This window comes from Devosia sp. 63-57 (genome assembly GCF_001899045.1).
Classification (GTDB): domain Bacteria; phylum Pseudomonadota; class Alphaproteobacteria; order Rhizobiales; family Devosiaceae; genus Devosia; species Devosia equisanguinis.
Genome location: NZ_MKUY01000005.1, coordinates 100219 through 113477, shown reverse-complemented (window position 1 = coordinate 113477; position 13259 = coordinate 100219). Strand labels below are relative to the sequence as shown.

The window sequence follows — 13259 nt, the reverse complement described above, 5'->3', positions numbered from 1 at the left end:
TGTGGCCTTGTTCGGCAGCCCCGCGACACCTAGCTTTAACCGCAGCGAGCTACGAGAGCAGACATGAGCAATTTCAACGACCAGGTGATCGCCGATTTTATTGCCAATGGCGGACAGCCGGGCGGCTATTTCGAAGGCAAGCCGGTGCTGCTGCTGCATGCCATCGGTGCCAAATCCGGCGTCGAGCGCACCCAGCCGTTGATGTATCTGCGCGAAAACGATACCGGCCCCTGGTATGTCTTCGCCTCCTATGGTGGCGCACCCAACAACCCGGCCTGGTATCACAATGTGCTCGCCCATCCCGATTTCGACATTTCGGTGGGCGATGGCAAGACCATCAGCCGCCTGCCTGTCCGCGCCAGCGTCGTCGAGGGGGAAGACCGCGACACCATCTATGCCCGGATGGCCAGCCTCTTCCCGCAGTTTGCGGACTACGAGAAAAAGACCACGCGCGAGGCCATTCCGGTCATCGCATTGACCCCTCGCGCCGCCTGAGCAGAAAGGGGCCCGCAGATCGCGCCGAACCGGAAGGCCTAGCCCTTTGCCGCTGCCTCGATCGCGGCCACGTCGATCTTTTTCATCGTCATCATTGCCTCAAAGGCCCGTTTTGCGCCGGGCCCGCCTGCCGCCATGGCGTCGGAAAGCGCGCGCGGGGTGATCTGCCAGGAAATGCCCCATTTGTCGCGGCACCAGCCGCACATGCTTTCCTCGCCGCCATTACCGACAATGGCGTTCCAGTAGCGGTCGGTCTCTTCCTGGTTCTCGGTGGTGACTTGGAAGGAAAAGGCTTCCGAATGCTTGAAGGCCGTGCCGCCATTGAGCCCGATGCAGGGAATGCCCATGACGGAAAATTCCACCGTCAGCACCGCGCCTTGCTTGGTCGAGGGATTATCGCTGGGGGCGCGGCTTACGGCGCCGACATGGCTGTCGGGAAAGGTCTGGGCATAGAAGCGGGCGGCCGCTTCGGCTTCGGTGTCGTACCAGAGACAGACGATATTTTTGGCGCTTTGCATGATGCTCTCCTCAAAAGCCTTGCGTTTATCCAAGCGACGATTGGCCCATCCTCGCTTCGACAGCGCAACACCCAAAAATTCCCGTTCCGCGCTTGATAAAGCTCTGGCATGGTGCCGGTCCCGATGCGGAGACTGAAAGCTATGACCGAAACCGTCGTCCTTCCCACCCATCCGGCGCCACGGCGCAAGGGCACGTTCATTCCGCCGCTGCTGGTCTTCCCGTTCCTGGCCTATAACCTCATCGTCTTCGTGTTTTTCGGCGGCAATCCGGTCAATTGGGGGTTCGGCATGTTCTCCCTGCCCATGCCCTCGGGCATGCCCTGGGCGATCACCGCCGGCGACTTCCTCCTCGTCGTCGGCATTATCCTGCTGTTTTTCGAAGTGCTCAAATCCACCGGCACGGCGCGCGCCTCGATCATCGAGCACATGCTCTCCATGGTGCTGTTCGTGATTTTCCTGGTGGAGTTCCTGCTGGTCGGCGCAGCCTCGAGCTCGGTCTTCTTCCTGCTCATGGTGATGAGCCTCATCGACGTCGTCGCCGGCTTCACCGTCTCGATCACCAGCGCCAGCCGCGATGTGTCAATGAGCTAAGGCGTTTCCAGGGTCCGGCCGATGCACTGATCGCTCCTTTGCCACAAGGGGAGGGGCGATCAGTGTCAGGTCAAGCGAGCTTTGGAATGGCTAGAACAGTGGCGGCATGGTGGTTATGGGGACGAGGCCCGAGGACAGATTGCCGTTGCTGAAATTGAGCTGGTTGGTGTGCCGGCCATCGGCGCCGGGGGTGCCGAGGACCAGGGTGCGCCAGGGTTCCTCGATCATCGGGCCGATGCGTTCGGCGACGCCGGCCGAGGAGATGTCGATCTTGCCATTGGGCCGGCCCTGATCGTCCAGTTGCACCTGGCCGGAGGCCTCGAGATCGGCGCTGGCATCCTTGGCGCGCAGCGAGACCAGGTTCAGCGTGCCGCCATTGCGCTGCCAGAGCGGCAGAATGGGTTCGGCGCCGATCCTGCGCAGATCGTCGGGCAGGCCGCTCAATTCGGCTTCAAGCTCGATATCGGCCGCTGCCAGCGTCATCATCGGCACATCCAGCGCCTGGGTTCGCAGATAGGCGGCGAGGGCCGAGAGGCTGCGTTCGGCATCGTGCATTTCCGGGATGTCAAGCAGATGCAGTTCCAGCGCATCGGCCTTGGCCAGCAGCGCGTCGCCGAACAGGCGGTCGGTCCAGGAGACCTCTGAGCCGACGATCGACAGGCGGGCGATGCGCCAATTCTCGACGCGCAGGCTGCCATTGAGCTCGGCCCAGGCCAATTCGCTCTGCTGGCCGGTAAAGGCGTCGGAAATCTGCGCCGGGCCCCGCGCTGAGGCCAGCACATGATTGGGTCGATAGATGAGGGCGCTGGCGCGCACCGCCGGGATTTCGGCCATGACGTCGCCCGACACCACCACGGCATCGACACATTCGACATCGACGCTGAAGGGATAGCCGGAGATGTTGAGCGTGGCGCAGGTCAGCTGCGGGCTGGTCTCACCATCGGCAAAGGCAAGGGCATCGATCTGCTGGCGCAGCTGATTGGCCAGGAACAGCCAGCCGCCGCTCCAGGCGAGGGCCACGACAAGGACGACGACGCCCAGAATGATGATTCGTTTCTTCATGGCTTCAGTCTTAACGCTCCAGCCGGCTTGTCAGAAGCGGGTTTCCGCCACTGGCGTTCATCTGCGATCAATCCGACATGCGGTATATTTGCATCAAGGGCCTGCGCGCTCCCCGCTTGCCGCCTGGTTTGCACACGAATAGGTTTTGGTCGACACATGGCACTGATCGAAGAGCATGAGGGCACTGCGGCCCATTGGGTTTTCGGGTACGGATCACTGATCTGGAATCCGGGCTTTGCCTATGTCAGCGCCCATCTTGGTCTTTTGCGTGGCGCCCACCGCTCGCTTTCCATCATTTCCCACCATCACCGCGGCACGGTCGAGCGCCCGGGCCTGGTGTTCGGGCTGACGCGTGGTGGCTCCTGCCGGGGCATGGCTTTCGAGGTGGCGCCGGCAGACTGGCCGGCGGTGCGGGCCTATCTCGAGGAACGCGAGCAGGTAACCTCGGTTTATCGTGATGTGATGCGGCCGGTTACCCTGGCCGATGGGCGGCGTGTCGCGGCGCTGGCCTTCGTGGTCGATGAAAGCCATGACCAGTTTGCCGGGCTGCTGAGCCCGGAACAGCAATTGGCCATGGTGCGCAATGGCGTGGGAATATCGGGCCGCAATATCGACTATGTGGTCAATACCGCCCGGCATCTGGCGCAACTGGGCATTCGCGACCATGCCTTGATGGCGCTCGTGGCTCAGCTCGAGGCCCTGGAGGCGGAGGGTCAGGCCGCCTGAGCCGACGTCTCCGGCAGCGGCATGGCGCCTTCGAGATCCCAGATTGTGCTAAGGCGATTGCCCTCGGCGGGGTCCGTCGCCAGGCGAAAGACCCGGTCGGCACAATCGAGCGCCAGGCGGAAGCGGGTGCGGCTCATCGGGTCGCTGACCAGATCCTCGGTCGAGCCAACCCAGAGCACATTGCCGCCCTTGCTGATGAGATACAGGACGCCGGCATTCATGGAAAAGTCGCTGAAGCTTTCGCCGATCAGGTCGTAATCCCGGCCTGAACGCCCATGCCAATGCGCAAGCTTGAGGCCCGTCCGATCACTGGCTTTGACATGTCGCATCTGGCCGTCTCCCCTGCTTCCCCAGAAGAAGAACAAAATTAGAACAAATTGTTCCATTCGTCAAGCCGATATCGGCTCGACGCTACATGTATGTTTTTGTTCGCTGGCGCTGTCAATATCTAGTGGGTGGTGCTGGGGCGCAGCGTATCGAGACGCGCTTGCAGGGGCGGGTCGAGCGGGCGGTTCAAACCGGCATCGACAGCCTCGAGAATGAGTCGAGTAGACTCCGGCTCGATGGCGGATTTGAGGCGCTCGAGAAAAACATCGGGGGCGAGGCCCGGCTCGATTGGCGCAAGGATGCGGGCGCGCGCCGTGCCGGGCCAGATATTGAGGCTGTTGCGGCCCCAGAACAGGCCGGCATTGAGGGCCACCGGCACGACCGGCACACCGAGCTCGACATACATGCGGACGAGGCCCTGCTTGTAGTCGGGCGGTGCCAGCGGCGCCTTGCGGGTACCTTCGGGGAAAATCACCAGGCGGCAGCCGCGATCGAGGGCGCTGCGCGCCTGGCGCATCATTTCGGGAATGGCCTCGGCACCCTTCCTGCGATCGACCTCGATGCAGTCGAGCGAACGCGCGGCCCAGCCGAAGAAGGGAATGCGCATCAGTTCCTTCTTGACGATATAGGCGGGCCGGCCGGTATGCGGAAAGATGGAGAACACGTCCCAGTCGGACTGGTGTTTGGAGGCGATGATGCAGCCGCCGGCCGGGATGTTTTCCTGGCCCTGCACGTCGGTCCTGAGACCGGCGACGATGCGCAGCAATTGCAGATTGGACCAGCACCAATATTGAGCCATGGCCCAGCTGAAAGACGTGCGGCCCGCCACGAGGCCCACGATGCCGAGGGCAATGGCGATGACGGCGGTCTGGCCGATGAACAACAGGTAGAAGAGGATTGTCCTGAGCGTCTGCACGAAAATCATGAGGCCTTCCTGGCTAACCTAGTCCGTCTCAGGTGCCGATGGCCGCCAGGCAGTCGCGAAAACGATCTTGCTGGTCGGCGTCGAGGGCCCGTTTGGGGATTATCCTATAGAGCCGCTCGGACTCGAACAGCAGAAATACGCGTTTGTCCTCTGTCCAGCGCTTGAAGTGGCTCCAGGGCATGGCGAATTGGCCATATTCGCTGTCGAAGGCCAGTTGATCGCGGCTCCAGGAGAGACCCAGTTCGCCCTGCAGCGAGCGTTGCTGGCGATAGGTGCGCCGGGCCAGCAACGGATTGAGGACGACGCCGAGAGCCAGCACCACAGCGAAGGGCAGGAGGCTGAGGCCCAGAAGTGCCGGCCAACGGCTGGCGAGGCGCTCGGGATCGAGAGGGAAGGCAATGTCGAGCACCATTGCCATCAGCACCACGACGAGCACGAAGGTGATGACGAGCCCGATCCGGCGGCGCGGCGAGCGAATGGCATCGACGCCATAGAGGCGCGCCGCGTCGGCCATATCCTGCTCGGTGAGGGCAAAGCGGACGCTGTCGGACATGGCTCTCAGGAGGCTTCGCTGAGATAGCGGCGCACGGTCATGCGCGAGGTCACTGCCGTCAGCACGGCGATTACCGGGATCACCGCGGCCACGCCGATTATGCCGTCCCAGCCCAAGAGGAACTGTCCGAACAGCACCCCGACCTGGGCATTGGCTTCCGAGGGCAAAACGCTGCCGGCTGCGGCGCCGATCAGGGTAAAAAACAGCGTCGCCAAAACCGTGCCGAGCAACCCGCCCTGCAGGCCGATGGACAGGAACCGCCCCTGGAATTCGCCGGCAATGAACTTGTTGGAGGCGCCGATGAAATGCAGCACATCGACGATTTCGCGGTTCGAGGCCATGGCGCCGCGCGTGGCAAAGATGATGGCGAGCACGGTGGCCACGCCGATCAACCCCAGCACCAGAAGGCCCGAGAGCACCACGGTTCCGGCCATGGTGTTGAGCTGCTGGCGCCAGGCGGCGTGGGTATCGAGGCTGGCGCCGTTGATGGCACCGAGATTGCGCTGCAATTGCTCGATATCGGCATCCACCGGATCGGCCAGTTGCACGACGATGAGGCGGGGAATGGCGATGGCGGAGAGGTCGAGTCCGGCGCCGAGCCAGGGCTCGAGCAAGGCCTGGCTTTCCTCGATGGTGAGGGCCCGCGCACCGGAGACGCCGGGAGTGGACTGGGCCAGCGACACGGCGGTGCGCAGATTGCTCTCCATCACCTCGCCCTCCACCGGGCGGATCTGGATGGTGAGTTCGCGCCCGACATCGGCGGACCAGGCGATGGCCGATTTCTGTACCAGGACCACGCCGCCCAGCGTCACCGCCGAGAGAAAGGCCATGATGGTGATGAGCAGCAGCAGGGTGCGGCCCGCCACGCTCTTTTCGGGGACGATGGGCGCGGCACCGGCGCGACGCGGCAACAGGGCGAGCACACGATCAAGCATGGATTTTCAGCTCCCCCTTGTTGAGCACCATGCGCGGATAGGGGAACCGGTCGAGCAGGGGCAATTCATGGGTGGCCAGGATGATGGTCATGCCCAGCGTGCGGTTGAGCTCGGCAAACAGGTGCACCAGCCGGCTCGACAGGTCCGGATCGACATTGCCGGTGGGCTCGTCGGCCAGCAGCACCTTGGGCCGGGCGATGACGGCGCGGGCAATGGCGGCACGCTGCTTTTCACCGCCGGAGAGCAAAGTGGGCAAGGCATGCATGCGCTCGCCCAGCCCGACCCATTCGAGCAGTTCGGTGACATTGGGCCGATATTCGCTCTCGGGCTGGCCAAGCACGCGCAGCGGCAGCGCCACGTTTTCGAAGGTGGTCAGATGGTCGAGCAGGCGGAATTCCTGGAACACGATGCCGATATGGCGGCGCATCTGCAGCAATTGGTCCTGGTTGAGATGACTCACATCCTCGCCGAACATGGTGACCTTGCCGCGGCTGGGCTTCAGCGACAGCAGCAGGAGGCGCAACAGGCTGGTCTTGCCCGAGCCCGACGGGCCGGTGAGGAAATGGAAGGAGCCGGGCTCAATGGAAAAACTGAGATCCTTGAGGATTTCGGGGCCATTGCCGTAGCGCAGGCCCACATCGGAAAAGTCGATCAAGAACGGGTGCTCCCAGCTCATCCGGTGTTGGTGGCGCCGCCTTCGGGCGAATCAGTTGGCGCATCATAGCAGCGTGACGGCGCCTGGGCGGCATGCCTGGGCGTTTTGCGCCGGGGAAAGCGGCACATTTGTGATCTTGGGGAGGATTTGAGGAGTTTTAACCCCGACAGGGCTAGGGTCGGGCTGCATGCTTCTTGTCCCAGCGCCGGTCTGATGATCATCACCTGTCCGCATTGCCAGACCAAGTACCAGGTGACCTATGAGGCCATTGGTGCGGCTGGTCGCAAGGTGCAATGCGCCCATTGCCAGCAGGCCTGGCAGCAGGCCGCGCCAATGATCCCCGAGCCCGAGCCGTCCAGCATCGAGGAAGACGACAAGCTCTACGGCGAAATGGCCGAAGACGTGCTCGACGAGGCCTTCATGGCCGAAGCGGCGCGGGTCGCGCCATCTCCGCCGCCTGCCCCGACGCGCGCCGAGCCGGTGCCGCGCACCGGACGAACGCCGATGCGATCGGTCGATCCGGCCGAGCTCAAGAAGCGCCAGCAGGCATTTTCGCGCCGGCAGAGCGCCATGTTCTCGCGCCTGCCAATGGCGCGGCTGCGTCGCACCGCCAGGCTGGCCAGCGTGGTCATGCTGGTTGGCCTTGTGGCGCTGCTGTATTTCGGCCGCACCCAGCTGGTCGAGCGCTATCCCGATCTGGCCGGCGTCTATGCGGCGGTTGGCATGGGGGTCAATGTGGTCGGCCTCGAATTTTCCAATCTCGACACGCTGAAAACCCTGACCGGAGGCGACGAGGTGCTGGTGGTCTCGGCGCAGATCGTGGGCCTGATGCCCAAGCCGGTGCGGGTACCCCCGGTGGTGGTGAGCCTGCTCGATGCGCGCGGCAAGACCGTCTACGAATGGAGCGTGGCTTCGCGGGTCGGCGACCTGATGGCCGGCGAACGCGCCACCTTCGAGACTCGCCTGACCCTGCCGCCGGTCAATGCCGAGCGGGTGCGCCTCACCTTTGCCACGGCCAATGCCCTTCCCGAGACGCGCGAGGAGCAGGCCCCGCCGATGGTGCCTGGGGCGAGCCAGCATCCTGCCGCCCCTGCCGCCACCGAACACGCTGCCGAAGCCCCGGCTGCCGATATTTCAGAGCCGGAAAGCGCCCATGGCGCCGCGCCGGCCGCCGAACACCATTAGGAGTGCAGTTTCTTGGCCAGAATTCTCGTTGCCGAAGACGATCCGTCCGTCCGCGCCTTCGTGGTCAGTGCCCTCACCATGAAGGGGCATGAGGTGATTGCCGAGGAAGATGGGGGCCTCGCCGCCGAGACCGTCGATGCCGAGGACGGCCAGTTCGACCTCTTGCTCTCCGATATCAAGATGCCGGTGATGGACGGGATCGCGCTGGCCCTGCATGTCGGTGCCCGTTTCCCCGAGCTTACCATTTTGTTGATGACCGGCTTTGCCGACCAGCGCGAACGGGCCCATGGGCTCGATGCGCTGATCTATGACGTCATCCCCAAGCCGTTTACCCTGGCCGACCTCCTGGCCAAGGTCGAGGACGCGCTTTCCGGCAAGCCGGTGGAAGTGGTGTCGCTGGCGCGCCAGCCCCTGCAATAGTTCAGAGCCAGTCGGGGACGCTATCGAGCGCGATCAGCTCGTCGATGGACTTGCGCGGGCGGATCACGTGCCAGCGCGGTCCATCGACCAAAACTTCCGGGATCAGCGGGCGGGAATTGTAGGTCGAGGCCATGACCGCGCCATAGGCCCCGGCGCTCATGATCGAGATGAGATCGCCTTCCTTGACGCCGGGAATGGTGCGGCCCTTGGCCAGATAGTCGCCGGTTTCGCAGACCGGACCGACAATATCCCCGGTGATCGGGGGCAGGTTGGACTGGTTGACCAGTTCGACATCGTGATGGGCTTCGTAAAGCGTGGGGCGGATGAGATCGTTCATCGCCGCATCGACGATGATGAAGTTCGAGCTCCCCTCCTTCACATATTCGACCTTGGTGACCAGGATGCCGGCATTGCCCACCAAGAGGCGGCCGGGCTCGATCACCAAGTTGCAGCCCAATTGCCCGACCTTGTCGCGCACCACGGCGGCATAGGCGTCGGGATGGGGAGGAGCTTCCTGGTCGTGATGATAGGGAATGCCCAGGCCGCCACCGATATCGACATGATGGATGGTATGGCCATCGGCGCGCAGGGCGGTCACCAGTTCGGCCATCAGACCGAAGGCATTGCCGAAGGGCTCGAGATCGGTGATCTGGCTGCCAATATGCATGTCGACGCCGACGGCCTCGATATTGGGCAGCTCGGCAATGCGCCGATAGACCTCGTGGGCGCGCTTATAGGAAATGCCGAACTTGTTCTCGCTCTTGCCGGTCGAAATCTTGGCATGGGTGCGGGCATCGACATCGGGGTTGATGCGCACGGAGACGCGCGCGGTGAGGCCCATATCGGCTGCGATCATCGACAGCCGCTCAAGCTCGGGCTCGCTCTCGACATTGAAGCACTTGATCCCGGCCGCCAGGCCCTGGCGCATTTCTGCAACGGTCTTGGCCACGCCGGAAAAGACGATCCTGTCGGCCGGAATGCCGGCGGCGAGAGCCCGCTGCAATTCGCCGCCCGAAACCACATCGGCGCCGCAGCCTTCCGACGCCATGAGCTTGAGCACGGCCTGGTTGGAATTGGCCTTCATCGCATAGGCGAGCAGCGTCGGAATGCCCTCGAAGGCGCGCTGCACCACCTGCACATGCCGGCGCAGCGTGGCGCTGGAATAGACGTAAAAGGGCGTCCCCACCTCTTCGGCGAGGTCGTTCAGATTGACGTCCTCGGCATAAAGCGTGCCGTCGCGATGGTTGAAGTGGTGGACCATTTTATGCCCCGCAATCCTGTCTTCCCCTCTCCCCTTGTGGGAGAGGGTGCCCGAAGGGCGGGTGAGGGGTTCTCACACGCTCCGCGCCCCCTCATCCGGCGCTTGCGCGCCACCTTCTCCCACGAGGGGAGAAGGGGACCCGGTGATCTAAACTGAGAGCGACAAAAACAAAAGCCAGACTTATCGATCCGGCTCATAAACCGCTTCGATGCGCTCGGCGACCAGATGTTGCAGGCGCCACAGATGCGGATCGCGGATACCGAGCTGTTCGAGATGGCTGACGGTGGAAAAGAGATATTCCGCCATGGAGCCCCGCGAGCCCACGGCCTTGGCGAGCACGTCAGCGATCTGGTCTTCACTCAGTCCGGAAACGTAACGGCCCGAATTGCGGTCGATGCAGAAGGTCAGCGCCTTCATTGTGCGCTCACCCGCCTGGACATTGACCCAGCGCGGCGGAAAGGCGGAGGGCCGCCAGGCCATTTCCCGCTCGAACAGTTTGATCAGGTTGTCTTCGATGGCGTCCGGCGGCAGGCGATAGGCGACGCCCTTGCAGGCGCCACCCCGGTCGAGCGCCAGCATCAGGCCCGGATTTTCATCGCTGCCGCGCCAGCGATTGTTTCAGCCGAGGCAAAAGGCGCGATGCCAGCCGCGAATCGTGCCGGTGCGCATTTCGACGAAATCGCAGGCCGGTTTCCAGATCAGCGAGCCATAGGCAAAGAACCAGATTTCGCCGGGATCATCCATCTGGGCCAGCAGTTGCGCGATGGTGGCGCGATGATCGTCCTCGCTCGCCCGATACATGCCCTCGGGCGGATCGGGCATGTCCTCGCTGATCTCCGTCGGCTGGAGATAGGCGACATGCCGGTCGCTGAGGCGCATGGTTCGGGGCTTTAGCGGCAATGGTCCCTCCGTCTTCCCTCTCCCTGTGCGCGGGCAGTGTCTACTTTGGACGTTTTGACAACCGGCTTTGGTGCTCGTTCGCCTCCCTCCCCCTTGAGGGGCTTCGAAGCGTGCCGGAAGCAAAATCGCTCCAGTGGAGCGATTTTAGGTGAGAAGGCCATTTTGAGCTACGCTCAAATGGACTGTGAATGAGGGTGGGGGTCCATCAGTGAATCACTGAACCACCCCCACCCCGGCCCTCCCCCTCAAGGGGGGAGGGAGAGCGGGAACCGCGGTTACCGTGCCTCCCGATGAGCCCAAAGTAAACACTGCCCCTTGCGGGAGAAGGTGGATCGCGCCTTTGCGCGAGACGGCTCAAAGCCCGCCATCACCATGGCTGCCATGCGTCTTCTTGCCGAGCGCCTTGGGCTCATGGCTCTCGCCGGTCAGCAGGCTCTTCCAGCGCGCCGCCTGCACAACCACATTGGCCGGCGCGGTGCCGCCATAGGATTTGCGGGCGGCCACCGAGGCCTCGACCGTAAGAACCTTGTGGATGCGGCTGTCGATGCGCTGGTCGATGAACTTGAAGTCCTCGATGGTGAGGCCCTCGAGGCCGCAATTCTTCTGCTCGGCCAGGGCCACGATCTGCCCGGTAATGTGGTGGGCATCGCGGAAAGGGATGTTGAGTTCGCGCACCAGCCAGTCGGCGACGTCGGTGGCGGTGGAGAAGCCGGCCGAGGCCGAAGCGTGCATGCGGGCGCGATTTGGCGCCATGTCGGCCACCATGCCGGTCATGGCGGCCAGCGACAGGGAGAGCGCGTCGAGCGCGTCGAAGGCCACTTCCTTGTCTTCCTGCATGTCCTTGGAATAGGCCAGCGGCAGGCCCTTCATGACGACAAGCAGCGAATTGAGCGAGCCCATGATGCGGCCGATCTTGGCGCGCACCAGTTCGGCGGCGTCCGGATTGCGCTTCTGCGGCATGATCGAGGAGCCGGTGGTGAACTTGTCGGAAAGCTTGATGAAGCCGAACTGCGCCGAGCTCCAGATCACCATTTCCTCGGCGAAGCGGCTGAGATGCATGGCGCAGATCGCGGCAGCGGCGAGGGTCTCGAGAATGAAGTCGCGGTCGGAAACGGCATCGAGCGAATTGGCGGTGGGGCGATCGAAGCCGAGTGCTTCCGCCGTCATATCGCGATCGATGGGATAGGGCGTGCCGGCCAGCGCCGCCGAGCCCAGCGGATTCTCGTTGAGGCGCTTGCGCGCGTCGATGAGCCGGCCGGCATCGCGGCCGAGCATTTCGACATAGGCGAGCAGATGGTGGCCGAAGGTCACCGGCTGGGCGTTCTGCAGGTGGGTGAAACCGGGCAGGATGGTTTCGGCCTCCTCCTCGGCGCGCTTGACGAGGCCAAGCTGCAACGTCTGGATCTGGGCCACCAGATGGTCGATGGTGTCGCGCACATAGAGGCGGAAATCGGTGGCCACCTGGTCATTGCGCGAGCGGGCGGTGTGCAGGCGTCCGGCGGCATCGCCGATCTTTTCGCGCAAGCGGCTTTCCACATTCATGTGAATGTCTTCAAGCGCGCGCGAGAACGTGAAGGTGCCACCCTCGATTTCGGCGAGCACCTCGTCTAGACCGGCCAGGATGGCGTCGCGGTCCTCATGCGTCAGAATGCCCGTCGCGGCGAGCATTGTGGCATGGGCCTTCGATCCGGCAATATCCTGGCGGTAGAGACGCTGGTCGAATCCGATCGAGGCGTTGATTTCTTCCATGATGGCGTCGGGTCCGGACGCGAACCGGCCGCCCCACATTTTGTTGCTCATCTTCAGGCCTTTCGGAGACACCATGTCGGACATGAACCCCACCCAGCCAACAGCACGCAATCGTCTGGCGATGGTCGCTGCATTGGGGGTAGCGGGCGTGGGCGTAGCTATAGCGGCGTGGGTCTATCTGGGCAATGCCGCCACGGCAAGCAGCTGCCCGGTGCAGTCGATGCAGGCGCAGGTGATCGATGCCGCGGCAGTCGGGCAGCTGGCGGCGCTCAACGGCACCGGCGAGGGACGCGGCTATGCCGACATGGCGTTCAAGGATGCCTCGGGCAAGGACATGACCATTGCCGATTTCTCCGGCAAGGCGCTGCTGGTCAATTTCTGGGCCAGCTGGTGCGTGCCGTGCCGCGAGGAAATGCCGGCGCTCGACGCGGTGGCGACCGAATATAATTCGGACAAGTTCATGGTGCTGCCGATCAATCTCGATATCGGCGCCGGTGGCCAGGAAAAGGCAGAGGCTTTCCTCGACGACGGCCAGTTTGCCAATCTGCCGCTTTATGCCGACAGCACCTTTTCAGCCTTCGAGCGGCTGAAGCGCGAAGCCGTCGCGGTGGGCCTGCCCGCGACGCTGCTGCTCGATCCGGAAGGCTGCGAATTGGCGGTGCTGCAGGGCCCGGCTGAATGGGACTCCGAGGACGGCAAGGCCGTGGTCAATGCACTGATCGGGCTGCGCGGTTAAACCAGCTTTTCGACCTCGGCGCCGTTGATCGGCGTCACCAGCGGCACCTCGTGCACGCTCGCCTGGGCCTGGTTCTCGGCCTGATTGAGCAGCATTTCCATGCGCAGTTGCGCCACCTTGGCCAGTTGCGTCGCGAGCGAGGCGCCCTGGTTCTGGGCGATGCGGGTGACCATGGCGGAAGGATTGGTGCCCAGAGCATTGATCATTGCGGGCTCCTTTTG

Annotated in this window: 16 protein-coding genes and 1 pseudogene; 6 read left to right on the top strand and 11 right to left on the bottom strand. The window is 63.5% G+C overall.

All coding sequences use genetic code 11. The annotated features are described in order from the left end of the window. Window positions 1-63 precede the first annotated feature (63 nt). On the top strand, window positions 64-495 hold the full coding sequence (locus BGO80_RS08775) for a nitroreductase/quinone reductase family protein (protein WP_286720926.1): 432 nt from the start codon (window positions 64-66) through the stop codon (window positions 493-495). Window positions 496-533: 38 nt separating this feature from the next. On the opposite strand, the gene BGO80_RS08770 is transcribed toward BGO80_RS08775, so the two are convergent. Further along, window positions 534-1013: a VOC family protein gene (locus tag BGO80_RS08770; protein ID WP_286720924.1), complete on the bottom strand. Its 480-nt coding sequence runs from the start codon at window positions 1011-1013 to the stop codon at window positions 534-536. Window positions 1014-1154: 141 nt separating this feature from the next. On the opposite strand from BGO80_RS08770, the gene BGO80_RS08765 reads away from it, so the two are divergent. Beyond that, on the top strand, window positions 1155-1604 hold the full coding sequence (locus tag BGO80_RS08765) for a hypothetical protein (RefSeq protein WP_223214168.1): 450 nt from the start codon (window positions 1155-1157) through the stop codon (window positions 1602-1604). A gap of 90 nt (window positions 1605-1694) precedes the next feature. Here BGO80_RS08765 and BGO80_RS08760 read toward each other — a convergent pair whose 3' ends face one another. Next, window positions 1695-2666 carry a DUF2125 domain-containing protein gene (locus tag BGO80_RS08760; protein WP_286720921.1) on the bottom strand — a complete coding sequence of 324 codons (972 nt, stop codon included), beginning with the start codon at window positions 2664-2666 and terminating at the stop codon, window positions 1695-1697. Window positions 2667-2822: 156 nt separating this feature from the next. Here BGO80_RS08760 and BGO80_RS08755 point away from each other — a divergent pair, with 156 nt between their 5' ends. After that, a complete protein-coding gene (locus BGO80_RS08755; RefSeq protein ID WP_126150447.1) occupies window positions 2823-3392 on the top strand; it encodes a gamma-glutamylcyclotransferase in 570 nt (189 codons plus the stop codon). Here BGO80_RS08755 and BGO80_RS08750 read toward each other — a convergent pair. From BGO80_RS08750 to ftsE, 5 genes are all read right to left on the bottom strand, one after another. Continuing rightward, window positions 3380-3721: a hypothetical protein gene (locus BGO80_RS08750; RefSeq protein ID WP_126150448.1), complete on the bottom strand. Its 342-nt coding sequence runs from the start codon at window positions 3719-3721 to the stop codon at window positions 3380-3382. The two genes, BGO80_RS08755 and BGO80_RS08750, sit on opposite strands and share 13 nt — an antisense overlap. A 119-nt stretch (window positions 3722-3840) precedes the next feature. After that, the gene (locus tag BGO80_RS08745; protein WP_286720917.1) at window positions 3841-4644 is read right to left on the bottom strand and encodes a lysophospholipid acyltransferase family protein; all 804 of its coding nucleotides are present in this window, start codon (window positions 4642-4644) and stop codon (window positions 3841-3843) included. A 28-nt stretch (window positions 4645-4672) separates the two neighbouring features. Continuing rightward, the gene (locus BGO80_RS08740; protein WP_286720915.1) at window positions 4673-5197 is read right to left on the bottom strand and encodes a YcxB family protein; all 525 of its coding nucleotides are present in this window, start codon (window positions 5195-5197) and stop codon (window positions 4673-4675) included. A 5-nt stretch (window positions 5198-5202) separates the two neighbouring features. Beyond that, on the bottom strand, window positions 5203-6132 hold the full coding sequence (locus BGO80_RS08735; protein WP_126150451.1) for a cell division protein FtsX: 930 nt from the start codon (window positions 6130-6132) through the stop codon (window positions 5203-5205). Next, window positions 6125-6787, bottom strand: coding sequence for a cell division ATP-binding protein FtsE (gene ftsE / locus BGO80_RS08730; RefSeq protein ID WP_126150452.1), 663 nt, complete (start codon window positions 6785-6787; stop codon window positions 6125-6127). Before ftsE ends, BGO80_RS08735 begins: the two co-directional genes overlap by 8 nt. A gap of 213 nt (window positions 6788-7000) precedes the next feature. Here ftsE and BGO80_RS08725 point away from each other — a divergent pair, with 213 nt between their 5' ends. Then, a complete protein-coding gene (locus BGO80_RS08725; RefSeq protein ID WP_286720911.1) occupies window positions 7001-7972 on the top strand; it encodes a zinc-ribbon domain-containing protein in 972 nt (323 codons plus the stop codon). Between the two features lie 12 nt (window positions 7973-7984). Further along, window positions 7985-8392, top strand: a complete 408-nt coding sequence (locus BGO80_RS08720) for a response regulator (protein WP_126150453.1) — start codon at window positions 7985-7987, stop codon at window positions 8390-8392. A 1-nt stretch (window position 8393) separates the two neighbouring features. Here BGO80_RS08720 and lysA read toward each other — a convergent pair whose 3' ends face one another. From lysA to argH, 3 genes and pseudogenes are all read right to left on the bottom strand, one after another. Next, window positions 8394-9653 carry a diaminopimelate decarboxylase gene (lysA, locus tag BGO80_RS08715; protein WP_286720909.1) on the bottom strand — a complete coding sequence of 420 codons (1260 nt, stop codon included), beginning with the start codon at window positions 9651-9653 and terminating at the stop codon, window positions 8394-8396. A 180-nt stretch (window positions 9654-9833) separates the two neighbouring features. Next, window positions 9834-10397: pseudogene (locus BGO80_RS08710) on the bottom strand (gamma-glutamylcyclotransferase). A 510-nt stretch (window positions 10398-10907) separates the two neighbouring features. Continuing rightward, window positions 10908-12353, bottom strand: a complete 1446-nt coding sequence (gene argH, locus BGO80_RS08705; RefSeq protein ID WP_286720907.1) for an argininosuccinate lyase — start codon at window positions 12351-12353, stop codon at window positions 10908-10910. A gap of 22 nt (window positions 12354-12375) precedes the next feature. Between argH and BGO80_RS08700 the strand changes: the two genes are divergently transcribed. Further along, entirely contained in the window at window positions 12376-13038 is a 663-nt protein-coding gene (locus BGO80_RS08700; RefSeq protein WP_223214169.1) for a TlpA family protein disulfide reductase, read from the top strand. Here BGO80_RS08700 and BGO80_RS08695 read toward each other — a convergent pair. Then, a complete protein-coding gene (locus BGO80_RS08695) occupies window positions 13035-13244 on the bottom strand; it encodes a hypothetical protein (protein WP_126150457.1) in 210 nt (69 codons plus the stop codon). The genes BGO80_RS08700 and BGO80_RS08695 overlap by 4 nt on opposite strands. Window positions 13245-13259 lie beyond the last annotated feature (15 nt).